This window comes from Moorena sp. SIOASIH, assembly GCF_010671925.1.
In the GTDB taxonomy this organism is placed as follows: domain Bacteria; phylum Cyanobacteriota; class Cyanobacteriia; order Cyanobacteriales; family Coleofasciculaceae; genus Moorena.
This window is the reverse complement of sequence record NZ_JAAHIH010000003.1, coordinates 1,160,051-1,185,766: the sequence shown is the minus strand read 5'-3', so window position 1 is coordinate 1,185,766 and position 25,716 is coordinate 1,160,051. Positions and strand designations below refer to the sequence as shown.

Genomic DNA, 25,716 nt, shown 5'->3' with positions numbered 1-25,716 from the left:
AATGACGTAAGGGGGGTTCTGTGAAATCTCAGCCTATAGAAGGTTCAATTTGAATGGTATACCACTTGCCTTGACTCCTTGATGATAGTTAAAAGGAACAAGGAAAAGGAGAAAGGGGAAAGAGAGGAGATTGGTGTCGTCTCTTTCACCCAGGCTACCTCTTATCAAGCAAAGGGAAGGAAGACAAGGGAAAACCATCAACAATGAACAACAATGAACAATTACCAGTCTCCGTCGCTATATGCCAGCTTAAGTTGGTAGCCTTCACCCATAACCTTTCACTTTTCACTTTAACTAAATCTCTAAGGCAAAAAAACCTTTAATTTAAAGAGAATGAAAAAAATATAACTAGAAAATAAAAGAGTTTGTAAAGTTGCGGAATTTACCGGTTTAGGGATTGAAAATTATGTCAATGTGCGTAAAGATTAATTTCGCCTAACTCCATCTTTGGGCGTATTCCCAAAATGATTTTCATCGCAAAAGGATTCTGGCAACACTTATCCAATGTAGGTTTACTGACTTTGGTTTACCTTGGGCTGGCAAACTTAGTCCATGGATTGATTGGAGGGAATACATTAGTACCACCAGTTTGGTCTCCCGCAGGAATTACCCAAGCAACCGTATTACTACTAAGGGAGCATCTTTGGTGGTTAACCGAACACCAAGGAGTTGTGCCATCGGTTTCTTGGGGACAATTTTTCTGGACTGTGTCGCCTCAGAGGTTCTGGCCAGTTTCTGGGATCACTGCTTTAGGCTATATCTTGTCAGTATTGCTCTCGATAGGATTGGCACTGTGGTGGCAGCTTCGTCCTTCCCTAGAACGGCGACGAGATGTATTGGGTTTGCTAGGGGTGTCGATGCTTGCCACACTCATCGCTCCGACTGTCACTCTAACTAACTTACACCTGAGTGGTGAATTTGATGGTAGGAATTTCGGCTGGATGTGGTGGAAATGGTGGTTAGGGGACTTAATGGTGGTTGTAGTCGTAGTACCAGTGTTTTTAGTTTGGTGCTACCTAGTGAAGGAGTTGAAGGTTGGCAGATTCAAGGTTGAGAAAGTTGAACAGTCAACCCAAACTAACCTCCAACTGTCTAAGCAACAACCGTTAACCCCTCAAGCAAGCATAAAGATAAAGCAAATTATTTTGGCAGCTATCTGGCTGATTTCACTCTTGACAGTGAGTTGGGGAGTGTTTGGGTCGGAGATTGCGCCAGAAATGGCAACCTATCCCCTCACCTGGTTGACATTTCCCTGGCTGATTTGGGCTGCCCTCCAATTTGGTCAACGCCTGACCACCCTAGGCTGCTTGATGGTATGGAGCATTGCCATTGTAGGAACCAGTTTGGGTACCGGACCGTTTGTTGCCAGCACCGGGGACTTGAGCGAAGCAGTTCCCCTACTACAGGTTTTTATGATACTGATGGCGACAATCGCTTTATTCTTGGCAGCGACTACATCAGAACGAAACTCAGCAGCAGAGTTGTTGCGCTTAAGCGTTGCCAAATACCGCAGCATCTTCGAAAATGCTGTCGAGGGCATTTGTCAGACCACACCTGACGGACGCTATATCAGTGCTAACCCTGCACTAGCCAGAATATATGGCTATCAATCACCGGAAGAACTCATAGCAAGTGTCACCGATATTGCCCACCAACTTTACGTTGACCCTCAAAGACGGGCAGATTTGCTTCTACAGCTACAGGAAGATGGTGTTGTTTCAGGCTTTGAAGCACAGATTTATCAAAAAGATGGTACTATAATCTGGATTTCCAAAAACGTGCGGGCTATCCACTATAGTAGTAACTTTCTACTCTACTACGAAGCTACTGTTGAGGAGATCACAGAGCGCAAGCAGGCTCAAGACGCACTCCGTCACCAGAATGAACGGCTGGAACATCAATTTCAAGAGCGAACAGCTACCTTGAGGCAGCTCAATCGACAATTAATCGCGGAGGTTCTTGAACACAAGCGCATTGAGGATGCACTTAGGGAGAGTGAGGAACGGTTTGCTCTGGCTATTCAAGCCAATACCAACGGACTCTTTGAAATCAACCTGAAGACCTATGATCATTACTACTCACCCCAATTTCTTAGCTTGATTGGCTACCCATTGGATCAAGATGGACCGACCATTAATGAATTACTGGCACTGATTCATCTTGAGGATCAAGATCAGGTGAAAGCCATCCTAGATAACCTATGTGCTGGACGAAGTTCTCAGTGGAAACAAAGGTTTCGTCTGCTGCGCAAAGATGGCTCAATTTCCTGGATTCTCTCGACTGGTCTAGTGATCTCAGATGATCACGGTGAAGTGGTTCGTCTAGTTGGTACGTTTACTGACATTACTGATAGCCAGAGAGTTAAAGCCTTGTTAGCTGGACAAAATCGTATCCTGGAAATGATTACCCAGTGGGAGAAGCTGCCAGATGTACTAGACCGACTGGCTCGGTTGATTGAGGAGCAATTGCCCAAGATTAGGTGTGCCTTCTTGCTGGTGGAGAAAAATGGGGTTAATCTGCGTCATAGTGCCGCTCCCAGCCTTCCAGAATCCTACATTCAGGCGATTGATGGTATGGTTATTGGTCCATATATGGGTTGCTGTGGCACTGCCGCCTATTGGCGAGAATCGGTCGTGGTTAAGGATATTGCTACTCATCCCCTGTGTCGAAATATAAGGGATTTGGCACTCTCCCACAATCTGAAAGCGTGTTGGTCTATCCCCATTTTGTCCACTCAAGGGACGGTGCTAGGCACGTTCTCAACCTATTACACTGAACCTCATACCCCAAACCGCGAAGAGCAAGAACTGGCGGATAAAGCCACCCAACTCGCTAGAATTGCCATTGAGCGCTCTGTGGCACAGGAGGATGTGCTCCGTACAAATGCCATGCTCAAAGCGCAACAAGAAGCTGCCATTGATGGAATTTTAGTGGTTGATGAAAATTTTCGGGTAGTTTCCTACAACCAGCGTTTCTGTGACTTGTGGCAGACTCCAGAACAGTTGTTTCAAGCCAATCATATTAAAGACTTGCTCAAGCAAGTGAGTTCTCAACTGAACCATCCCGAAGAATTTCTGGCTCAGGTGGACTATCTCCAAGCTCATCCCAAAACAACGAACTACGATGAACTTTTAATCAAGGATGGGCGTATTTTTGACTTTTATTCAGCACCAGTGCTTACCAGTGGTGGGGATTACTATGGTAGAATCTTCTGCAACCGAGATATCACTGAACGCAAGCTATCAGAGGCAAAACTACGGCAGGCGGAACAGAAGTATCGCAAGTTAGTTGAGTCAGCTGGTGATGCCATTTTGATGGCAGATGCGGAAACCGGAATCATCCTGGAAGCCAATCAGATGGCGGAACAGATGCTCGGTCGTGGGAGAGCTGAAATTATTGGGTTGCATCAGAGTCAGATTATTCCACGAGAACGATTCAAAGCCTACTCCCAAATTTTCCAGCAACATGTGGAGGCAGGGGGTGTATTTCAAGTAGAACTGGAATTACTGCATCAAGTTGGTAAAACCGTGCCTGTAGAAGTTAGTGCCACTACTTTGGAGCTGCAAGGCAAGACAGTTGTGCAGGGAATTTTTCGAGACATTAGCGATCGCAAACAGGCAGAACAGGCGTTGAAGCAGGCTAAAGTTGACGCGGAAGTAGCCAATCGCGCTAAAAGTGAATTTTTAGCCAACATGAGCCATGAATTACGTACGCCCCTTAACGGCATTTTAGGTTATGCCCAAATCCTCCAAGAGGAACCGAATCTGAGCGCTACGCAAAAAGAGCAGCTGAGTATTATTCAGCAAAGTGGTCAGCATCTGTTAACCCTACTCAATGACATCCTGGATCTATCAAAAATCGAAGCCAGAAAAATGGAACTGGATGTCAGAGATTTTCAGTTTCCCAAGTTTCTAGAAGGTATTGTGGAAATTGTTGTCATCAGTGCTAAACAAAAAAACATTTCATTCCGTTACGAATTCCTTTCGCCTCTGCCTGAATTTGTCAAGGGTGATGAAATAAGACTGCGACAAGTTCTGATGAACCTTTTGGGAAATGCTGTCAAATTTACAGATACTGGCGGGGTAACCTTTAAAGTTGGTTATTTGGGGTGTTCAGAGTTGAACGTTGATCGGTTTAACGTTGTTCGCGTTCGCGCAGCGTCGGCTTTGCCGAAAGCGTGGCCGAAAGGCCAAGGTTGTCAAGACAACCTACCCTACGGTAACCCCAAAGGCGAACAACCTAAAAACCTACCCTTCGGGAACGCCAAAGGCGAACAACCTTTAACCGAAAAGCAAGGTACTCAAAAAATGCGCTTTGTCATAGCAGACACTGGCATTGGTATTCCACCAAAACAACTAGCAGAAATATTTTTGCCATTCCATCAAGTGGGTAACACTGACCGTCAGGTTAATGGTACAGGCTTAGGACTATCGATTAGTAAACGTTTAGCGGAATTAATGGGTAGTGAATTAAAGGTTAAAAGCACTGTAGGTCAAGGTAGTATTTTTTGGCTAGATTTAGATTTACCAGACGTTTCCGAGGAACAACAAGGAGGACAAGGAATTGTAGAATCCACTAAGGAAGAGAAAGCTGAAGAGGTTATGCCTGTAGCCCCATCGCCAGAGAAAATATCCGTTCTGTATGAACTAGCAATCATGGGTGATATTAGAGGCATCCAAGAGGAAGCTAATTTGATTGAACAGTTGGATGATAAATTCATCCCCTTTGCTCAAAATTTGCGTCAATTATCAAAAGGATTTCAAGAAAGACAAATACTGGAATTTGTTGGGAAGTACATGGATAAAAAAGACCGCGAAGCTCATGGTCAATCAAAGGATTAAAAAAAAACGATAAAGTTAGGGAAAAATCAATTATATATCTTTAAAATAACTAGCAATTTAAATTCCTATTTAAGCCAGGTATAAGTTATTATATTTTAAGGGTTTATTTTTAAAAGTTTATTTTTAAAATGCATGATTTATTTTTTGTGAGATGCTATCGATTATTTTGGCTTTTATTAATTAGCCATTGATTAGCGACAAACCCCAATAACGAGTTCATGTGATTATGAATATTTCCTCAGTAACTCAAACTACTAATTATTCCTCTTCCAGGAAAATTACCCTAACTGAGAGCTATAACAAAATTGGCTATAAAGGTGTAATTGTGATTGTTGATGATAGTCCGACTAATTTAGGGGTAATGTTTGAGTTGTTGAGCAATTCTGGCTTCAAAGTCTTAGTCGCTCAAGATGGCTATAGTGCCCTCCAAAAAGTCAACTATGCTCAACCGGATCTAATCTTACTGGATATTATGATGCCCGGAATTGATGGGTTTGAAACTTGCCGTCGCTTGAAAGCTCAAGAGTCAACTAGAGACATTCCAGTTATTTTTCTGACGGCTCGTACTGATACTCTCGACAAAGTTAAAGGTTTCAAGCTCGGTGCAGTAGATTATCTCACCAAACCAGTGCAGCAGGAAGAAGTAAGAGCGAGAGTCAACACTCACTTGAAACTCGGGCGTTTACAAAAGCAACTACAAGAACAAAATTTTCAGCTGCAACAGGAAATCAAGCAGAAACAAGAAGCTGAGCATAAATATCGCAGTATCTTTGAAAATGCCACTGAAGGCATTTTTCAAGTTACACCAGCAGGACAATTTATCACCGCTAATCCAGCACTCGCAAGTATTTTGGGCTATCAGTCGCCAGAACAACTGATTAATCAAGTCACGGATATTGGGAAACAACTCTACCTCGCACCGATGCGTCGTGACGATATATTAGCCCTAATCCACAAAGAAGAAACGTTATCAGACGTTGAGTCCGAGGTCTATCGGAAAGATGGTATGGTAATTTGGATTTCGGAAAATATACGAGCAGTCAGAGACAATTTTGGTGATTTACTCTACTACGAAGGCACAGTTAGCGACATTACAGAGCGCAAAAAAGCTGAAGATGAACTTCGTCGTGCCCGAACCCAAGCTGAGCTTTTGCTGCTTAATATCTTGCCCCAACCGGTCGCAGAACAGTTAAAAAAAGGAGAACGTACCCTGGCAGAAAGTTTTGAAGATGTAACTGTTTTGTTTGCTGATTTAGTTGACTTTACCAAACTCTCAACCCAAACCTCTCCCACCGAACTGGTCGAAATTCTCAATGTAATTTTCTCAGAGTTTGACCAACTAGCTGAGGAGCATGGTGTCGAAAAAATCAAGACGATTGGTGATGCTTATATGGCTGTTGCCGGTCTGCCAAAACCCTGCAAGTATCATGCGGACGCGATCGCTAAAATGGCATTGGATATGCAAAAATTAATTGCCCAGTACAATGCTCAAACGAATCAAAATTTCCGTCTCAGGATTGGCATCAACAGTGGACCAGTGGTGGCTGGGGTAATTGGAATCAAAAAATTCAGCTATGATTTGTGGGGTGATACCGTAAATATGGCTAGCCGTATGGAATCTCAGGGTATACCAGGTGGCATTCAGGTTACAGTTACTACTTATGAAAAATTAAAAGATAAGTATCGGTTTGATAAACGGGAACCCTTTGAAGTCAAAGGCAAAGGGAAAATGACTACTTATCTGCTCACAGGTCCATTAGCAATGGGTAATGGGTAATGGGTAATGGGTAATTGACCTAACTATACATGAGTTGACCCTTGACGGATTTCTTTAGTTCAGCCTTTAGATCAGCAGTTTAGCAACACCCTAAATTAAACTAACCCATGGAAAAATAACCCAGATTGAGCAACCTGTGCTACTATCTGGGAAAATCCTCCTAGCTGAGATCACCAATGGGTAAGGTTCTGGTGTTAAACGCCTCCTATGAGCCGCTCAACATCACCAACTGGCGACGGGCGGTTGTGTTGTTGATCAAGGGTAAGGCAGAGCGTATCGAACATAACGGCAAATACGTTTACGCAGATTTTCCACTGCCTACAGTGATTAGACTGCGCCATTACGTCCGGGTACCCTACAAAGAGATTCCCCTTACCCGTCGTAACATCCTGCACCGTGATGGTCACTCTTGTCAATACTGCGGTTACAGTGGCGATGACTTAACGTTAGATCATGTGATTCCTCGTTCTCGCCATGGAGGTGAGTCCTGGGAAAATATTGTTACAGCTTGCGTGCGCTGCAACGTCAAAAAAGGGAATCGCACCCCTAAAGAAGCCAACATGATGTTGCAAACCCAGCCCCGGAGACCTTATAGTAGTCTCCACTTTGAAATTGCTAAACACTTAAAAACTGGACGGCATCAGGAATGGCGGAAGTATGTGATTGGTGCCTAGTCCGCTAACTGATCCCACGACTAATGAAGCCAAAAGGGGGTTAACCAATGGCTAATGACTAATGACCAATGGCTAATGACCAATGGCTAATTAATGACTAATAACTAATGACTAACAATTTACTTAACAGTGGTGCATCTAGCTTAGATTCAGAAGAGGTTGATGCTAAAGCGCAACCGTCATCTACTCAAGATCTAAATCCCTTCGTGGGAAATTCCCAAACAAAAAGGCGGCAGTCGGCTATATCAGGTTCAAAAGTACATTCAAAAGTACAACAGTTGCAGGAGACTCTAGAGCGTCACCAACATGAGCGGCAACTGATCATCCTACAAGATTTCCCTGACCCAGATGCTCTCTCTAGCGCTTGGGCTTACCAGCTGATTGCCGAGCAGTATAATATCCAATGCGATATTGTCTATGCTGGTACCCTCTCTCACCAGGAAAACATTGCCCTGGTTAAGCTGACTGGTTTACCAGCCAAACGCTCCAGTGTCGAGACCACAAAAAATCAAGATTTATCGGTGTATCAGGGCTATGTGCTGATTGATAACCAGGGTACAACCACCCAGCTATTACCGATTGTTACCAAGGCGAATATTCCTCTAATTGCCATTTTTGATCATCACAGTAGTCAAGGGGAGTGGAAAGCAGAATTTATTGACCTTCGTCCTCAAGCAAGAGCCACCGCGACGCTATTAACCCATTACCTTCAGGCTGGGTTACTACAGCTCGATAGTAGCATTAGTGAACATATCAAATGTGCTACAGCCTTGATGCATGGTCTGCGCTCTGATACTAATATCCTAATGCAGGCTCAAGAAGAGGATTTCTTGGCAGCTGGATATCTGAGCCGCTTCTACGACACTCAACTCCTTAACGCTATACTCAAGACATCCCGATCTCGTCGAGTGATGGATGTTATTGAGCGATCGCTTAAATATCGCATTCTCCAAGATAACTTCTCTATGGCTGGTGTGGGCTATCTTCGCTATGAAGACCGGGATGCTATTCCCCAAGCTGCTGACTTTTTAGTTACTGAAGAAAATGTTCACACCGCTGTGGTTTATGGGATTGTTTACGATGAAGACCAAGAATTAGAAGTGGTGATTGGTTCCTTGAGAACCAATAAGTTAACCCTCGACCCTGATGAATTTATCAAAGAAGCTTTCGGTCAAGACAGTCATGGGCGTTTCTTTGGTGGTGGACGCATGATGGCTGGTGGCTTTGAAATTCCGACGGGATTCTTGAGTAGTTTTAATGACAAATCCGACTATGCCAAGCTCAAGTGGGAGGTGTTTGATACCCAAATCAAGCAAAAACTACTGCGGTTAGTTAATCCTCAGGATACTGTTATCTAAACTCACATATTGCACCATTCTCAATAAGCTTGGTTCATGTAGGGTGGGCAGTGCACCAGACAGATAATGAACCTTGCAAAGCGCGTTGGTAGGCACTGCCTAGGCTGTTCACTTTGTGCGATGGCCATAGCTTAAACTTCATGCACAAATTGTCTGATAGTATGAGACAGTGTATCTCTTGCTAGATATCCATTCTGGGCGTTATCGCCGTACGCGTACCCGGTGTGAACGATCTCCCCCGAAAAAGGCCCATAATAAACAGCCTACCCCACACCCCACACCCCACACCCCACACCCCACACCCTAGGCACTGCCCACCCGAAGATTAATGACAATGGTGCAAGTACTCAGTAAACTAACTAATACCAACTGATGAACTCAGGAGTATTTTCAGTGTAGCGGACGCATTTTAAGCGAATCTCAACAATTAGCCCATGGAACTCTACTTAATTCGCCACGGTATTGCCGCTGAGCGAGGCACCTACAACAAAGATCGAGAGCGGCCACTGACCAAAATTGGCCATGAAAAAACTAGTAAAGTAGCAAAGGAGCTCCAGAAACGAGGGCTACATTTTGACCTAATCTTGACTAGTCCATTGGTCAGAGCTAAGGAAACCGCTGCCATCCTCCAAGATGTTGGTTTAGCCTCATTGGTTGAAGAGTCAGAGAGCCTCGCTCCTGAGGGTGACATTCACCAATGGCTCAGCTGGCTACAGCAGAGGTTGCGAAAGATTGATGATCAAAGACGTTTGGCTCTAGTTGGTCATCAACCGGATTTAGCTAATTGGGCGGAAATGTTGGTGTGGGGAGAATCGGCTCAAAAACTAGTGCTAAAAAAATCTGGAGTAATTGGGTTAAAGCTTCCTAATACTGGGAAGCCCTTCGGTCGCAGTGAGCTATTCTTGCTGACCTCACCTAAGTGGTTAATATAGCAATTTTTCAGGTTTGATGGTGTTCAGAATCTCCCCCCATTCATGGGTCAGAGAAGTCAAAGAGTGCTATAATATAGTCATCACAGTAAAAATAATCTTTGTAGCACTGAAGACTTAACCACATAATCTCTGGTAAGTTAGCCTGAGATGACTGAAGATTCTGTAGGTAATAACATGATAGCTTGCGAGTACCAGCCAGGTTTAGAAGGCATTCCAGCAGCTCAATCCAGTATCAGCTACGTTGATGGGCAGAAGGGAATACTAGAGTATCGTGGCATTCGGCTCGAAGAACTCGCATCAAAAAGTACTTTCCTAGAAGCCGCGTATCTACTGATTTGGGGTGAGCTCCCTACTAAGAACGAACTTTATGAATTCCAGGAGGACGTTCGCCTCCACCGACGGATCAAGTACAGCATCCGGGACATGATGAAATGTTTTCCAGAAACTGGTCATCCCATGGATGCTCTACAAGCCTCTGCTGCTGCTTTGGGTCTGTTTTACTCCAAACGGGCTCTCGACAATCCAAAATACATTCGGGGAGCCGTGGTTCGCCTTTTGGCTAAGATTCCTACCATGGTAGCAGCATTTAAACAGATGCGCAAAGGGGACGATCCAGTACGCCCTCGGGATGATCTTAGCTATGCAGCTAACTTTCTGTATATGCTCAATGAGCAAGAGCCTACTCCCCTAGAGGCTCATGTCTTTGATGTTTGCCTGACCCTCCATGCCGAACATACTATCAATGCCTCTACGTTTTCGGCTCTGGTGACTGCTTCTACTCTTACGGACCCTTATGCAGTAGTGGCATCAGCGGTGGGAACTCTAGCTGGTCCGTTACACGGAGGGGCGAATGAAGAAGTGATTACCATGTTGGAAACCATCGGCTCAGTGGAGAATGTCCACCCATACTTGGAGGAGCGCTTGCAGCGCAAAGAAAAAATTATGGGTTGTGGTCACCGAGTCTATAAGGTAAAAGACCCGCGAGCAACTATACTTCAGAACTTAGCCGAACAACTGTTTAAGGAATCTGGCACAGACAAGTACTACGACATTGCTTTGGAGTTAGAGAAAGCAGTGGAGGAAAAACTGGGTCACAAGGGGATTTATCCTAATGTGGATTTCTATTCTGGCTTAGTTTACCGGAAGCTGGGTATTCCGAGTGACTTGTTTACACCAGTGTTTGCGATCGCACGGGTTGCAGGTTGGCTAGCTCACTGGAAGGAACAGCTAGCAGTCAATCGAATTTTTAGACCCACTCAAGTCTACACTGGCACTCACGATGCTCCCTATATTCCGATGGAAGCTCGTTAGTCATTAGTCATTAGTCATTAGTCATTAGTCATTAGTCATTGGTCATTGGTCATTGGTGATTTGGGCGTTGGTGATTCTTGAGGTTTGTCCACAAAGCTGGGAGCTAGCGCATATGCCCAGGAAAATAAGAATTACCAATTACCAATTACCAATCAACTAATGAAATTTCGGTTAAGAAAAAAATTCAATAAATTTATAATTTGGATGTTAATAGGAGTGGTAGTCCTGGTAGGAGTTAACACTATCATTCCTGCCCCTCGCCATACCCCAAAAACCACCAAGAAAATTCAAGGAATTTGGCTAACTCATGTCGGTAACAACTTTCTATCCTATACAGGACAAACTGACAATGTATTTCACCAGTTATCTGGTCTGAATTTTAATCGAATTTACGTTGATGTTTATAATGGTGGAACTACCTATCCTAGTAACTATTCCCTCAAAAATAACTGGATTACCTTACCCTTCACCGACCCCCTAAAAGCCGCTATCAAAGAAGGTGAACGTCAAGGCTTAAAAATCTATGCTTGGTATGAGCATGGCATGATGCTTCATCTTAATTCAAAATTTGCTAAGCAGCATCCCAATTGGCTCCTGAAGACTTCAACAGGAGAAAAAGCTATCGATCAACATCTGTGGCTAAATCCAAAGCACCCAGATGTTCAACAGTACTTCATTAATTTATTTACTGAAGTTGCTAAGAACTATCCCAACCTCTATGGTATTCAACTAGACGATCATTGGGGCATTCCAACTCAGTTTGGAAATCACGCCAGAGTGATGACAGAATTAACCCGTAAAATTTACCAAGCGGTTAAAACAATTAACCCTAACTTAATTATATCTCTTTCTCCCAACTCCCCAAGTTTTTCCTACAGAAAATACTCTCAAAATTGGTTGTATTGGGTACGCCAAGGCTTTATCGATGAAGTGATCGTCCAAATTTATCGCAAAACTAGCCAAGAAGTAATCAATACTCTAAAATCTTCTGGTTTACGAGAAGCTAGTTATTACGTTCCGGTAGCGGTAGGTATCTACAGTGGCGAATTCTATCGCCCTAAACCCATCAATGAACTCAACAAGCAGATAAAAATAGCCGAAAACTATGGTTATGGTTATTCTCTTTTCTGCTGGGAATCTACCTATAGCCCTTTTCGTAATATTAAACCAGAGCACAAAGAAGCGTTTGTTAAAACTTACTTGGGAACAAAGAAACTTTTTTTTAACCTTGGAAGGTTTCTGAAACTATTAGTTTAAGTAGTTAGCTATAATCACGTTTGTATCTGGGTTGTCAAGTCATCGATTGCCGAAAAAGGCAAGAGGCAAGAGGCAAAAGGCAAAAGGGGAAAGAGATCCAGAGTTTTATAGGAAAATAAAAAAAGACCTTCTCAGTTTACATCTCAAATACAAATGCTATAGCAAAGGGAACAGGGAGCAAAATTATCTCAATTCCTACAGAGATTGATATATCAGCTCCCATATCTATTGGTGTGATCACTGGGTTACTAGCCAGTTACGGAACTATCGCAGTCGCAGGTTTTGGTATTGCCTCACGAGTAGAATCCTTTAGCCAGATTGTTCTAATTGCACTCTCTGCCAGCATTGGACCGTTTGTAGGGCAAAACTGGGGGGCGAAAAAATACCTCCGTGTCCATCAAGCCTTGCGTCTGAGTTTCCTATTTTGCTTATTGTGACTACTCCCACATAAAATCAAAGATTATGATGTAGGCGCGCTCTTACTCACGAATGAGACTTGCTGTTCCTCAATATCCTGTATCGATTTACCACAGCCATTAAGCGGCAGTCCAACCGCCAATAATCCACGATTTAAGATATTAATTCCGCTGTTCCAATCTCTATCAATTTTGATTTCACAACTGGAACAACAATGAACTCGTTCGCGCAGCGTCGGCTTCGCCGAATCGCTTAAACTTTTTTCGACTCTAGAGCCACAATTAAAACATTCGATACTTGTGCCCCGTGGGTTGACTTCCTGGACTAACAAACCGCGTCTTACCGCTACTGCTTGCAATATTTCCAGAAAACACCCCCAAGCCGCATCGTATATTGATTTTGCCAGTTTAGTTCGAGCGAGTCCTTTGATGTTTAAGTTCTCGTAAGTAATTAGCTCGTACTTGCTGCACAACCAATGAGCAACCTGATAATGAAATTCTTTCCGACACCGGGTTAAATGAAGATGTAATAAGGCTACTTTGTGTTTGGCTTTTTTCCAGTTATTAGAACCCTTGACACGGCGTGACATTACTTTTTGGGCTTGAGCTAGCTTGTCTTGAGCTTTCCGATAAAACTGAGGAATAGGTATTGCTTCTCCATCAGATGTAGTCAGAAATTTCTCTAAACCAACGTCAATACCAACGGCAGATTTAACTGAATCTACAGGTAACAGTTCAGGGACGGTATCATCTTTCATCGAAATACAACAATACCAGCCATCAGCTTTTTTGACGATAGTGCATTGTTGGAGGATGAAGCCTTTAGGTAATGGTCGATGCATTACGACAGGCATTGATCCGATTCGACTTAGCTTCAAAACACTATCAACCAGGTGCGCCCCAGCTTTAGAATTGTTGATCCTGGGAAATACAAAAGATCTAAGGTCTCCAGGTTTTTTAAAACGAGGTCTTCCCCCTCGTTTCCCACTTGCGTCAGGTTTCCTCCATCTGTCCCAGGCTTTATTAAGCCTTTGTAGATTGACTTGTTGAGTTTCTGCGTAAATTTTTTTGTATTCAGGAAACAGTTGTTTTGTTTCCTTTAGGGCTGCCTGTTGAGTGTAGTAATTTACCTCTTCTGGAATTTTACCAATCGGCTCACTTATCAAGCTACATCTGTCAATCGGGGAACGAGTCCGATTAAGCCAATCAAGTCGTTGTCCCAAGGCATAATTCCAATGGCGGCGCAGTAATTCGAGCCATCTTTCCATGGTGACGATTTGTTCAGGACTTGGCTTGATTCGGTAGCAGTAAGTCAGTATCATGGTTTTATTGTAGCATTTATCGTCAAACTATTAAAAATAACTAGACAAGATAGAACAGGTCATTTTATCATTTTACTGTACATATTGTACTAGTAACCAAGTACAGACGACAAGTCATATCAGAGCAAATTTTGATGAGGCCGTAGGCCACGCTGCGCGAACAGGTTAAAGCAAATCTGCTCTGATACTTGCGTCAAATGGGACTGCAATAAGCGTGGAATTCAACGGTGATAAAGACCATATTCACTTACTTGTTGACCTTAATCCTAAAGTTGCTCCAGTCAAGTTGATAGCAAATATAAAGACTGTAACCAGCAGATTGATTCGTTACTGATTCTCTGATTACTTGAAACAGTTTTACACCAGACAAAAAAGTTTTCACCGACAGGATCTTATTTTGTAGCTTCTTGTGGCGGCGTAACGGTCGAACAGTTAAAGAGCTATGTCCTTGCGCCAAAATACCCCGTCAGGTAATTCCCAAGGGGCTGTGTGCGGACGCAGGTTCCGCACACAGCCCCGTCTCCCGCTAACCCTCCGGGTATAACGGGAGACCCCTTACCTGTTTAGGTTGGGGTGAATGGTATCTTTGCTGCTGCCTGTATTTCTAACCTAGCTGTTGGCTTAGGGGCATATATCTGGAATCAGAAAACCTGTAATATCAAAACTGTTTCAGCGTTAGAGAAAAATTCAGTGTCTGCTGGTATGGGTCAGCTTTGAGGTTAGCTATCAGCTATCAGCTTTCAGCTTTCAGCTTTCAGCCATTCGCGTAGCGTGGCCAACGGCCAAGGCTGACCGCTGACCACTGACGGCTGACAGCTGTTAGCGTAGCGTGGGTGGAACAGGCTTCTAGCCTGTGATAAGTGCCCATAGGCTTACCTTCTGACTTCACTGCTCCCTGCTCCGAATGTTCCTAAAAACATGTACCTCACCTAATTTAAAAAATCTATATAACAAAAGAGTTTTCGGCAGCTGGCAAAACCTTTTGGATGTCAATATCAATGATGAATTCCTAATATTTTTTCCAATATCAACTATGAATGTCACTCAACTATTTACCAATAAAAACGTTAACTAATAGTAACTTAAATCCCTAAAACAAGTTTTTGTAAATAAATGTAAATAAATTTAATTAAACCTTGCATTTTTCCGAGGAGTTATCTATACTATAGAAGGTAAACACCGATACTAATAACCGCGCTGAGCATGCCAGTTAATCATCACCAGCGCGGCTTTCCTCCCAACCAAGTAGGAGTTACTTCTATGATGCAAAAAAAAATCACGATCATCAATCCCGGCTTTTCAGCAAGTCACCGGATCTCCCTTGGCAATACTGAATTCTGACCTCGAAGATTGTAAGCATTTAGCTTATGGGCTATGGGCACGCTAGTCGATTAAGCTTTTCTCCAGGATTTGGGTATATTATGGGAATTCTGCCATTTTTTCGGGCTATTGCTTGACTATAAACCTTTTTCTTCTATAAGCGATGCAGAGGTGCGACCCGTGGCGAATTAAATTCGCCTACGGAAAACGCACGATTACGGTCATGGGGGTTCCCCCCATGACCGCGCTGCATCAAGAATGGAACAGCCCTGCCACTGGCGAGGGGATTGGCCAAAATACCGCCGGAAATCTCGACTAAACTGAGATGGGCTAGAGTAACCCACTTGATATGCGGCCTCAGCAACTGTAGAGCCACTCACAATAAGCCTGGATGCATCATTGAGGCGATGAAGCTTAATAAACTGAATAGGGGAATAAGTCGTGATTTCCTTGAACTTGCGGTGAAACGCTGCGCGGCTCATGCCTGCTTCCTTGGCCAACTCGTCAATCGAGATAGCTTCATGAAGATTGGCTCTCAGGAAGGTCAAGGCTCGCAATATTTTCTGCATTCCTCCACCAAATGCTTGGTAAACCGAGCACCCAGCCTCGCCTCGAAGAACGGCAAACATCAGTTCTTTAAGCCTACCGTTGCCGAGTATATTGAGGGCAACAGGATCATCTAGCAATTCCAGGATGCGCTGAAGTGCCTTCGTAAATTCGTTATCCCATTTGGCCACAGTTAGCCCAGGTACTATTTCGGTACTGGAGGTGCTGGAACTGTCTATAGCTGCCATGTCAATAACAGTTTCAAACATTGTGGGAGTCTCAATGCCCAACCAAAGACCAAGTAGGGGTTTTTCCGGTGATGCCTCGATCACTTCTGCCTCTACAGGAAGAGGCAGCGTACAGCACAAGTATTGGTTCTTATCATAGATTTGCGTTGTGCCGTTCAAATATGCTCGTTTCCTACCCTGGACAATGGCGCAAATGCCAGGTTCGTATACCCCTGGCAATCGTTCCACAAGGTGACTCGTTCGAAACAGTTGTAATCCCTCAATAGGGGTATCGTTTACGCCCTCGGAACTTGCGTGACGATTAATAAGATCGACAATATTACACATATTCATGAATCTAGGATGACTTATTTTGACTATATTGATCCTTCTCTGAGATAAATAGGCAAAAAAATGAGAGGAATAGGCTTGTTTTAGAAGATTCCAAGGGATTAATCTGCAAGTAGACGCAGAGCGCTTGGGGCACATTCTAAGGTCATAAATGCTCTGTGGAGAAGTCCTGAAAATCGTGCTGAAGACTCTGCTAATCAAACTATGTAGATAGGAATAAAACATGTTTAATCTGATCCTTAATCCCGGAAAAAACGAGATTTCCTTTAAAAGCCAGGGATATACTCTAGCTGCTAATCTATATGTTCCTAGAGACTTTGATCCCTCTAACAGCTATCCAGCTGTTATCTATTCGCCTCCCTTCAATCAGGTCAAGGAACAGAGTGGTGCGATCTATTGCCACAAGCTGGCCGAGAGGGGCTATGTTGCTTTAGCCTTCGACCACGTTGGCTATGGTGACAGTGAAGGTGAAATTCGCAACTATGAGAACGCCAACATTAAGATGGAAAGCATCCGCGATGGGATTAGTTTTCTGGGCACCTTACCCTTTGTTAATCGAGATCGCCTTTTTGGCCTTGGCATGTGCGCCAGTGGTGGCTATATGGCCCTGGTGGCAACTACAGATAAAAGGCTCAAAGCCATCGCAACCGTCTCTGGCATGATGAGTAATCAAACAAGTTATTTCAAAACGATGGACCGTGAAACTGTTTGCGCTACCATCGCAACAGCAAATGCGGGACGGCAAAAGTTTTATGAAACGGGTAAAGTCGAATACATCGATGGCCTTGGTATGGAAAGTTTGGATCTCGATTCCCTCGACAAAAAATCAGCTCAGTATGAAGGCTATGAGTTCTACATGACCAAACGGGCTGGAGCTGAAACCTATCCTAACTACTCTCACAAGTCGCCAACTTTTCTGCTGGAAACACCAATGCTAGCTGATGCTCAGTCCTATGCACCCTATCTTTACACACCCTACATCGGTATCTACGGTGAGAAGGCATTACAGGATACTGGCTCATTGACAGTAAGATTTTATGAGGCTGCAAGCGAACCGAAAGAGCTGGTTGAGATTTCAGGTGCAAGTCATGTGTCGCTCTATGACATCAATGCAGATGTAGATCGTGCTATCACAGCAATAGATACATTCTTTCAAAAACATTAAAAGCTAATTTTGCCTTGAAATTAATACTGATACTAAATCCTGTTGAGATAGCTAGCTTATTATCATTTAAGATTTATGTATATCAGTATTTTATCAATAAGAAAGGGTTCTCTGTAAGCCGGATTTGGTATGACATGGCTGAGGGAGTGACATGAGCCATGAAAAGCTTGCTATATAAGGCTTTGATGCCAATTAACTAAGGAAAGATACAGTCCCAAATTAACTCTCGATTCATTGTCTTGATGCAGCCGCTCATGGGGGAAACCCCCATGAGCGGCTGCATCAAGAAGCGCTGTAGTCTTTTTCTTTTACTTTCAAACTTTATTCCAAGAGGTAAAGCATTGGCTAACTTTTCAATGGCTTTCTGTTTTGATTGATTGTAGCATAATAACTACAATATTTACTAAAATATAATTACTATCCTTTAGTTTAAATTTTAGATGGTTTTGATATAATAAGGGTAACATTTTAAACAAAAATCCCTATGGGGGCTAGTGACGAATGGATTACGTTATCAGTTTGTTTATCTGCAGCAGGAAACTTACCCAACTTATCAGCTGATGCCATTACTGAACCTGATGGAATCTGAGAGTTCTATTCAATTGCTAAAGGTTCTAAAAGCTATCTGTAAACTATAGCGTTTCTCGCAGTTATGAGGCACAGTCTTCTTTGACTTTGATTCCCTGTCTTGATGCAGCGTATCGCTATTACCTATTTCTTATTTCCTCTTCTCTCTTCCCTGTTCCCTGTTCCCTGTTCCCTAAAATCCCGAAATTATGTACCTCATAGCTATGATAATTGCTATATAAAATGTGATATCCTAATATGATATTATCAGCAGGGAGGCTTGTCCTAGTCATTGTTGTTTCCCGGTCCCAAGGAAAAGTAGATACACCCTGCACTTAGTTAATCTCTCCAATTCTACGATTACAGAAACTGATCTCTGCTATTGGTAATATCCAAGACAAAAGCGGCTTTATTGATATCAACTCCTTAGGTTTTGACAATGCGGCGTGTGCCAGCTATACCGACAGCGAATAAGCCTAATCCCAGTACAGTGGAGGGTTCCGGTACACCAACTGGTTTGCTATTAGAGGGGCGGATAACTTTTATAGGGGATATTCCTGTCAGTTTACTACTGCCTTCACGATTAGACCCTACACTTTGCAGACGCACTCCAAACTTTTGCTGCTCAAACATATGGAGATTTAAGGCTTCTGTAGCGTGAGATAGGGTAAAGCTAGTGGCTTTAATATCATCACGTCCGATACCATTGGTGCCAATCTTTACACCAAAATCGAATGAGCCAGGGTTGCTCGGACCACCACCGGTCAGATTGACACCACCGCCAAGATTGCTAGTATTGGTTTTCAAATCCCCCACATAATTGCCAGTAACACTCAAATCATTTGAGTTTAAATTGAAAATGTCGTTAATATCGAAGAATACCCCAGTGATGTCGGCCAAGGTATCAGTCACTTCAAAGTTAAACTTAACATCATTGCCAACTTGCTCTAAAGTAATTTTGACTTTAGCTTGATCACCGGTAAACGGAGAAATATGGAAGTCAAGAGCAGCCGCTTCGGCAGAGATGGCGGTCAATGTAGAAGCAGCGATGGTTACAGTAGCAGCTGCCATTAAAGAGGGCTTGATGTTCATGAGTGTGTAATCCTTAAACTTTGCTTAATGATCAGGATTACAAGCTGATGTTTGCATTCAGGTTAGTTCAATGTATTCCTACTTGATGACTTACTGTATCACTTCCGCAGATAGCCTAGGTCTAATTCCATAATGACGATAATTCCAATAATCCTGCAAAATTTTGTTGTGGTCAAAGCAGAGATTAGATGGCACTTCCCAAGGGTGAAAAATACCCAAATTTTTAGCATCATCAGCGGCTTTTGGTTCACCAGTTGCTGTAGCTAAAAACACAATACTAATGGTATGTTTCCGGGCATCACGACTAGGGTCGGAATACACCTGTAATTGCTCAATTAGTTCAACCTGTAAACTGATTTCTTCCTTAGCTTCCCGCACCGCTGCTGTTTCTACGGACTCGCCGTAATCTACAAATCCACCGGGAATTGCCCAGCCTAGGGGGGGATTCTCCCGTTCTATCAAAATAATCGGTCGATGGGGTCGGTCGATTAGTTCAATAATGATATCAACAGTGGGAGCAGGATTACGGTATTGAGTAGAAGTCATGGGTTAGATCAAATCTGGTTGAGTATTTATCATATAGCAAAGGGAGTAGGGAGTAGGGAGTAGGGAGTAGGGAGTAGGAGTAGGGAGTAGGGAGTAGGGAGTAGGGAGTAGGGAGTAGGGAACAGGGAACAGGGAACAGGGAACTTCCGATCATAAATTCTGACAATTCATTTAGGATTGCTATAGCAGTTTAGCCTGACCCAAAAACTAGAGACTAGACGGAATTTTCTCTCTCGCCTGAGCTACAATAATCTTTTATTCAGCCTCACCACGATAGACTCAACTCGCCGACGATGCTTTACTGTTAAAGCTTTACCGTCAAAGCTTTACCGTCAAATTTCAAATTTTTAGTTACCAGAGGCAGTTGACTTCGGTGGTGTAACTATCCCACTGAGGGGAAGGTGCTATGTTTACGCTCATCAATGCTTTATTTGCTTTGATCATGATCGGGATTTTACTCCTGATCGGCAGGTTTCTCAAACAGAGAGTTCGGCTGTTTCAATCCCTTTATCTACCAGAATCGGTTATTGCTGGGGGAGTAGCATTGTTACTCGGACCAGGAGTATTGGGTGCGATCGCATCTAGCCTATCAGGTACAGATTCCTTACTGGCTGGGGGTTTGTTTCCCAAAACCATGGCAACAGTTTGGTCTCAGTCTCCTGGTGTTTTTATCAATATTGTCTTCGCCGCCTTATTTTTAGGTGAAGCTATTCCCAGTCCCATAAAAATTTGGCGCAAAGCGGCACCTCAGGTAGCATTCGGTCAAACCTTGGCCTGGGGACAATATGTGATTGGACTGCTGCTAGTTCTGTTAGTCTTGAGTCCGATATTCGGTGTCGATCCCATCGCAGGTGCATTAATCGAAGTTGCCTTTGAAGGCGGTCACGGCACTGCTGCTGGCATGACCAATACCTTTAGAAAACTCGGTTTTAACGACGGTGGTGACTTGGCTCTAGGCTTGGCTACAGTCGGTATTGTCACAGGGGTGATCGCAGGTACCTGGCTAGCAAGCTGGGGGAGGCGCAAGGGCTACATCCAGCCCAGCCCTGCCACCAGAGACCCACAACAGTTTCGGGATAAAATTCAACAGACAATTCAACAGACAATTCAACGAGAACCTACGGAAGTCAGGTTAACCAGAGCGAGATTAATGGATGGTTTACTGATCGATCCGCTGTCATTGAACCTTGCTTTTGTAGGAGTTGCGATCGCAATCGGCTGGCTAATCCTGGCAGTGCTCAAGTTCATTGAGTCAGTGACTTGGGGAGCCGGTGGCTTTCAAGTAATTGAGTATGTGCCTCTGTTTCCCATGGCACTAATTGGTGGTTTGATTGTCCAAGTCGTAACCGTGCGTCTAGGACTAGGGTCACTAATTATTCGACCCTTGCAGGAGCGCATCTCTGGCGTCGCGTTAGATGTGGTAATTGTGACCGCATTAGCCTCGATTTCCCTAAGAGTGCTGGGAAACAACCTCCTGCCTTTTTTAATTCTTGCGATCGCTGGCATCGTCTGGAACATCTGGGCATTTATTTTCCTGGCACCCCGTATACTCCCCAGATACTGGTTTGAGCGTGGCATCGGGGATATGGGACAATCCATGGGAGTGACAGCAACTGGTATCTTGTTGATCCAGATGGTAGACCCAGATAACCATACCGGTGCTTTTGAGAGTTTCGCCTACAAACAGTTGTTTTTTGAACCAATAGTAGGCGGTGGCTTATTTACTGCTGCTGCACCAGCACTGATTGTGCAATTTGGCCCATCGGTAGTGTTACTGCTAACCACAGGATTACTAGCATTCTGGTTAATGTTTGGTCTGTGGAACTTTAAGCGGATGAGAAAGACTGTCAGGCAAGCTAATCTATGAAGGGTTAGTCTGTGATAATAGCTCGTTGCCTATTGCTTAATTTTCTGCTATTTTTGACCAGCACTCACGGCATAAAATATAGGTTGGGTTGAGCTTGGTGAAATCCAATAAATCAAGGCAACAGAAGCCAGAGATGATGTTGGGTTTCGTTGCCTCAACCCAACCGACAAGATAATGCAATCGTAAGCATTCAGCCGTCAGCCGTCAGCCGTCAGCTTATTTTATTCAAAAGCTGTTCTGTGTAGCGTGCGCTATGGGCATAAACTTTTCCGGTAGGGTGGCTACAGCCCTTTTGACTGATACGCGACACGCTGATACGCGACACGCTGATACGCGACACGCTGATACGCGACACGCTGATAGCTTAAATGCGATCGCGTAGCGGCTCCATTCGCGTAGCGTGGCCCATTCGCGTAGCGTGGCCAATAGGCCAAGGCCAAGGAGCATCGCACTGGCAAGACAGTGGAAGCGATCGCCCAACTCCGTGATCTAGGTTTTGATTTAATTGAGGTTCGTTGCATTAAATTAAACACTGGTTGTATACTTTATTCGTCTACCAAGCCCTATATTAGTAGTCCTAGATACCAAGATTAATTTGATGAAAGAGATTTTTCAAGGAGAAGTTTTTGCAGATACTGCCAACTTCGATAGTGGCATTCGCCAGCTAATGCCTCGCTATGATGAAATTCTGGATGTTTTAGCCCGTTGTACTCCTCCTTCTGCCCAGCGAATTCTGGATCTAGGTTGCGGTACTGGCGAAACAAGTTTGAAAATCCTTGATCGCTGTCGGAATGCTGAAGTAATTGCGGTAGATTATTCCCCCCGAATGCTAGCTTTTGCCCGTGGAAAAATTGAGGATGCTGGATATAGCAATAGATGGAAAGCCTACGAGGGAGATTTTGGTGACTGGGCAAATTACAACTTATCATTACCAGAAGAATTTGATGTCTGTATTTCCTCTTTTGCGATCCATCATCTTACCGATGAGATTAAGCTGAAGTTATTTCAGCGAATTCGGAAAAGTCTCAACCCAGGGGGCGTGTTTTGGAATGCTGACCGGGTTTTGCCAGAATCACCAGCCCTCAAGGAAGTTTACCAGGAAAGGCGAGAGGATTGGGCGCAAAGTCAGGGCACGACCCTAGCAGAAGTTCGCGCTAAGTTCGGAACCAGTATCTCTGAGGGTTATTCTGGTCCTGATCGCTTTACCACCACTTATGCCCATTTACAAATGCTGACAACTGCTGGATTTGCCTCGGTGGCAGTGCCTTGGAAGTATTATGGTATGGCAGTATTTGGAGGGGTAGTGGCAACAACAGAGGAACCTAGGCAGTAGAATCAAGTACCTGGTTGACACTCCCCACTGATGGAATCAGGGGGATTCTTGGTTCAACGAACTGACTTGCTTAACCAGACCGGAATCAGGAAAAGTAGAGGCCAGATCTCCCCAAGCGTTTCTGAAAGTTTCGGTGTGCCCCACCGTACTCAAGGCTCTATTAAGTATATTTTTGGCGGCATTGTGGTCGCGATCTAAGTTGCAACCACACTTGCAGGTATGAGTCCTAGTCGATAGAGACTTTTTGACTACCTCACCGCATTCAGAGCAGTTTTGGCTCGTATAGGCTGGATTAACTGCAACGGTTACCTTGTTAAACCTTTGACCAAAATGCTCTAACCACTCCCGAAATTGACGCCAACCAGCATCATTAATAGACTTGGCAAGACAATGATTTTTAACTAAGTTTTTTACCTTCAAGTCTTCGTAGGCGACCAAATCGTTAGATTGGATTACGCAACGCGCCAGTCTCTTGGCGTGTTCTTTACGTTGCCTACTTATTTTGAGGTGTGCTCTACCTAGTCTATTCCTGGCTTTTTGTCGGTTGGCTGAGCCTTTATTCTTTCGGGAAAGCCTGCGTTGACAGAACTTTACACGTTTTTCGCTTTTTCTATAAAACCTAGGATTAGGTTCCGAATAACCATCGGAGTCAGTATAAAACTCTTTTAGTCCTACATCTAATCCAATAGCGCATCCAGTATTTTTTGACTCTTCACTCCTGTTTACCTTGACGCAAAACTGGACGTAGTAACCATCGGCCTTCTTAACAATGCGAACCCGTTTAATTAGCTTCTGTTCGCGTAGCGTCGGCTTTGCCGAATCAAACCACCATAAGTCCCAAGTTCCCTTGAGTTTGATTCTGCCAATACCTTTATTGTCGGTGAACTTAATAGATTTCTTGTCTGGTGATAACTTCCAGCCAGATTGTTTATATTCAACAGAACGACAATGCTTCTTAAATTTTGGGTAACCCTTTTTCCCTGGGACTTTTTTCTGGCAATTATCAAAGAAGCGCTTAATAGCCCTTTCTACGTTCTCAACGGAAGCCTGACAAGCATGACTGTTGAGATCTTTTACAAATTTAAACTCATCTCGCAATTGAGTGTTGTAGCGATAGAGTTCTTTCTTGCCGATTCCCTTATTGTCTATCCAGTAGCGCAAGACCTTATTTCGCACGAATTTAGATGTACGAATAGCTTCGTCTACGGCTTTCTGTTGGGATTTACTAAGAACGGCCTTGAACTCCATTGCTAACACTCTGATCACCTCCTTGACATTATCTTTCGTGTACTTTTATAGTATATACACGCTAACTAGATAATGTCCAGAACAAAATGAAAAATAAATTTAAATATAACAACAACATTGTATACTCATGTTTATACAACGTTGTGTGGTGTCCTAAATACCGTAGACCAGTACTAGTGGAAGAGGTGGAAGCAAAACTAAAAGAACTCCTCCACCAAATAGCGAAGGAGATTCAAGTCGAAATTATCGAATTAGAGGTGATGCCTGATCATGTTCATCTACTTTGTGAATGCGCTCCACAGTTTGGTATCCACAGAGTAGTAAAACGATTTAAAGGTGCAACCAGTAGTTACCTTAGAAAGCAGTTCCCCCATCTAAAAAGCCGACTACCTACTTTGTGGACTAATTCCTATTTTATATCCACAGTTGGAGGTGCTCCACTTGAGACAATCAAACGGTATGTGCAAAATCAAAAAGAGGTAATGGGAATAAATTCCTGTTCGGGCTAACTCCATGGATAGAATCCAGGGGCTTGCGCCCTCAGGGTTTTTAGTCAAATTATTGTGATCTTTCCGCTTAACTGACAACAACCAATCATTAATAAGCAACCATTTATGCAAGATTTGTCACAAGACGGAAACTGGTTCAAGCTAGTAGCAGATATCAGAACGTCACAACAAAACAAGACCTGGTTTAATTCAGTAGCAGATGCCTACAACAAAACCAGACCAACCTATCCTCAAACGATAGTTGATCGGGCTGTAGAGTTAGCCCAACTCCCAGATGATGCCACAATTTTGGAAATAGGATGTGGACCTGGAACTGTAACTAGAGCGTTTGGAGAATTAGGCTTTAGAATGGTCTGTATAGAACCCAGTGAGTCTGCTTGTAAGCTAGCGCAACAAAACTGTGCCCAGTATTCCAATGTAGAGATTAAGAATACTACTTTTGAGGAGTGGGAGCTAGAGTCCGAGATATTCGATGCGGTTCTAGCAGCAACGGCTTTTCATTGGGTTGCGCCTGGAAGTGGGTATGCCAAAGTTAATGCTGCTTTAAAACAGAATGGTGTACTCATTATACTGTGGAATACCAGACCGCATCCTCAGGCTGAAGTTTACCAAATGTTGGATGAGGTCTATCAGATCCATGCTCCATCTCTGAGACGATATGCTGAAGATACAAAAACTCAGTTAGAAAAGCTGAACGAATTTGTAGAGAAGGTGATAGACTCCGGTTATTTTTATGACTGTAAGTCGGAATATGTACTCTGCGAACCTACCTATAGCATCGATGATTATCTGGCCTTGTTGAGTACTTACTCAACCTACATCAACCTAGAGTCGCAGCAGAAGAATTCCTTGTTTGCTGGTTTGAGGGAAACCCTAGAGAAGAACTGCGGCAATAGGATCCAACTTTCCTATGTGTCAGCTTTTTGGATTCTCCAAAAAGGATGAGCTGAAAACTTTCTATCTAAGGATGGCTAGTTGTGGTTTATCCTGGGTCAATCAAAACCTTTGAAGACATATCAGAGGGACTACACCCAGAAGTACCTGAACCGCTCCAGCA

General features: G+C 43.6%; 20 protein-coding genes and 1 pseudogene. 14 read left to right on the top strand and 7 right to left on the bottom strand.

The window, feature by feature from the left end:
- Nucleotides 1-464 precede the first annotated feature (464 nt).
- The 8 genes from F6J90_RS43650 to F6J90_RS20365 all read left to right on the top strand — a co-directional run bounded on the left by F6J90_RS43650 (nucleotide 465) and on the right by F6J90_RS20365 (nucleotide 12,587).
- The gene (locus F6J90_RS43650; protein WP_366513792.1) at nucleotides 465-4,841 is read left to right on the top strand and encodes a PAS domain S-box protein; all 4,377 of its coding nucleotides are present in this window, start codon (nucleotides 465-467) and stop codon (nucleotides 4,839-4,841) included.
- Nucleotides 4,842-5,067: 226 nt separating this feature from the next.
- Nucleotides 5,068-6,618 (top strand): adenylate/guanylate cyclase domain-containing protein, encoded by a 1,551-nt coding sequence (locus tag F6J90_RS20395; protein ID WP_293097399.1) that lies wholly within the window; start codon nucleotides 5,068-5,070, stop codon nucleotides 6,616-6,618.
- Nucleotides 6,619-6,794: 176 nt separating this feature from the next.
- Nucleotides 6,795-7,292, top strand: coding sequence for an HNH endonuclease (locus F6J90_RS20390; protein WP_008189673.1), 498 nt, complete (start codon nucleotides 6,795-6,797; stop codon nucleotides 7,290-7,292).
- 107 nt (nucleotides 7,293-7,399) lie between these two features.
- On the top strand, nucleotides 7,400-8,650 hold the full coding sequence (locus tag F6J90_RS20385; RefSeq protein WP_293097394.1) for a bifunctional oligoribonuclease/PAP phosphatase NrnA: 1,251 nt from the start codon (nucleotides 7,400-7,402) through the stop codon (nucleotides 8,648-8,650).
- 434 nt (nucleotides 8,651-9,084) lie between these two features.
- Nucleotides 9,085-9,582, top strand: a complete 498-nt coding sequence (sixA, locus tag F6J90_RS20380; RefSeq protein ID WP_293097391.1) for a phosphohistidine phosphatase SixA — start codon at nucleotides 9,085-9,087, stop codon at nucleotides 9,580-9,582.
- A 174-nt stretch (nucleotides 9,583-9,756) separates the two neighbouring features.
- Nucleotides 9,757-10,893: a citrate synthase gene (locus tag F6J90_RS20375; protein ID WP_293097892.1), complete on the top strand. Its 1,137-nt coding sequence runs from the start codon at nucleotides 9,757-9,759 to the stop codon at nucleotides 10,891-10,893.
- Nucleotides 10,894-11,109: 216 nt separating this feature from the next.
- Nucleotides 11,110-12,150, top strand: coding sequence for a family 10 glycosylhydrolase (locus tag F6J90_RS20370; protein WP_293097388.1), 1,041 nt, complete (start codon nucleotides 11,110-11,112; stop codon nucleotides 12,148-12,150).
- 233 nt (nucleotides 12,151-12,383) lie between these two features.
- Nucleotides 12,384-12,587 carry an MATE family efflux transporter gene (locus tag F6J90_RS20365; RefSeq protein WP_293097385.1) on the top strand — a complete coding sequence of 68 codons (204 nt, stop codon included), beginning with the start codon at nucleotides 12,384-12,386 and terminating at the stop codon, nucleotides 12,585-12,587.
- 16 nt (nucleotides 12,588-12,603) lie between these two features.
- Here F6J90_RS20365 and F6J90_RS20360 read toward each other — a convergent pair.
- Nucleotides 12,604-13,888 (bottom strand): annotated as a pseudogene (locus F6J90_RS20360) (transposase).
- Nucleotides 13,889-14,102: 214 nt separating this feature from the next.
- On the opposite strand from F6J90_RS20360, the gene F6J90_RS43645 reads away from it, so the two are divergent.
- Entirely contained in the window at nucleotides 14,103-14,222 is a 120-nt protein-coding gene (locus F6J90_RS43645) for a transposase (protein WP_366513791.1), read from the top strand.
- 1,207 nt (nucleotides 14,223-15,429) lie between these two features.
- On the opposite strand, the gene F6J90_RS20355 is transcribed toward F6J90_RS43645, so the two are convergent.
- Nucleotides 15,430-16,329: an AraC family transcriptional regulator gene (locus F6J90_RS20355; RefSeq protein WP_293097382.1), complete on the bottom strand. Its 900-nt coding sequence runs from the start codon at nucleotides 16,327-16,329 to the stop codon at nucleotides 15,430-15,432.
- Between the two features lie 226 nt (nucleotides 16,330-16,555).
- On the opposite strand from F6J90_RS20355, the gene F6J90_RS20350 reads away from it, so the two are divergent.
- Nucleotides 16,556-17,497, top strand: coding sequence for an alpha/beta hydrolase (locus F6J90_RS20350; RefSeq protein WP_293097379.1), 942 nt, complete (start codon nucleotides 16,556-16,558; stop codon nucleotides 17,495-17,497).
- 993 nt (nucleotides 17,498-18,490) lie between these two features.
- Here the strand turns inward: F6J90_RS20350 and F6J90_RS20340 are convergent.
- The 3 genes from F6J90_RS20340 to F6J90_RS20330 all read right to left on the bottom strand — a co-directional run bounded on the left by F6J90_RS20340 (nucleotide 18,491) and on the right by F6J90_RS20330 (nucleotide 19,868).
- Entirely contained in the window at nucleotides 18,491-19,156 is a 666-nt protein-coding gene (locus tag F6J90_RS20340) for a PEP-CTERM sorting domain-containing protein (protein WP_293097376.1), read from the bottom strand.
- 90 nt (nucleotides 19,157-19,246) lie between these two features.
- Nucleotides 19,247-19,702, bottom strand: coding sequence for an NUDIX hydrolase (locus F6J90_RS20335; RefSeq protein ID WP_293097373.1), 456 nt, complete (start codon nucleotides 19,700-19,702; stop codon nucleotides 19,247-19,249).
- On the bottom strand, nucleotides 19,680-19,868 hold the full coding sequence (locus tag F6J90_RS20330; protein WP_293097370.1) for a hypothetical protein: 189 nt from the start codon (nucleotides 19,866-19,868) through the stop codon (nucleotides 19,680-19,682). Before F6J90_RS20330 ends, F6J90_RS20335 begins: the two co-directional genes overlap by 23 nt.
- Nucleotides 19,869-20,108: 240 nt before the next feature.
- On the opposite strand from F6J90_RS20330, the gene F6J90_RS20325 reads away from it, so the two are divergent.
- Complete coding sequence (locus F6J90_RS20325) at nucleotides 20,109-21,569, top strand: sodium/glutamate symporter (RefSeq protein ID WP_293097367.1); 1,461 nt, start codon at nucleotides 20,109-20,111, stop codon at nucleotides 21,567-21,569.
- 281 nt (nucleotides 21,570-21,850) lie between these two features.
- Here F6J90_RS20325 and F6J90_RS20320 read toward each other — a convergent pair whose 3' ends face one another.
- Nucleotides 21,851-22,090, bottom strand: coding sequence for a hypothetical protein (locus F6J90_RS20320; protein WP_293097364.1), 240 nt, complete (start codon nucleotides 22,088-22,090; stop codon nucleotides 21,851-21,853).
- 77 nt (nucleotides 22,091-22,167) lie between these two features.
- On the opposite strand from F6J90_RS20320, the gene F6J90_RS20315 reads away from it, so the two are divergent.
- Nucleotides 22,168-22,902, top strand: coding sequence for a class I SAM-dependent methyltransferase (locus F6J90_RS20315; RefSeq protein WP_293097361.1), 735 nt, complete (start codon nucleotides 22,168-22,170; stop codon nucleotides 22,900-22,902).
- A gap of 36 nt (nucleotides 22,903-22,938) precedes the next feature.
- Here the strand turns inward: F6J90_RS20315 and F6J90_RS20310 are convergent, their stop codons facing one another.
- Nucleotides 22,939-24,159 carry a transposase gene (locus F6J90_RS20310; protein WP_293097889.1) on the bottom strand — a complete coding sequence of 407 codons (1,221 nt, stop codon included), beginning with the start codon at nucleotides 24,157-24,159 and terminating at the stop codon, nucleotides 22,939-22,941.
- A gap of 77 nt (nucleotides 24,160-24,236) precedes the next feature.
- Here F6J90_RS20310 and tnpA point away from each other — a divergent pair, with 77 nt between their 5' ends.
- Together tnpA and F6J90_RS20300 are read left to right on the top strand one after the other, a co-directional pair.
- Nucleotides 24,237-24,659 carry an IS200/IS605 family transposase gene (tnpA, locus tag F6J90_RS20305; protein WP_293097358.1) on the top strand — a complete coding sequence of 141 codons (423 nt, stop codon included), beginning with the start codon at nucleotides 24,237-24,239 and terminating at the stop codon, nucleotides 24,657-24,659.
- Between the two features lie 105 nt (nucleotides 24,660-24,764).
- Nucleotides 24,765-25,604 (top strand): class I SAM-dependent methyltransferase, encoded by an 840-nt coding sequence (locus F6J90_RS20300; protein ID WP_293097356.1) that lies wholly within the window; start codon nucleotides 24,765-24,767, stop codon nucleotides 25,602-25,604.
- The last annotated feature ends 112 nt before the right edge of the window (nucleotides 25,605-25,716 follow it).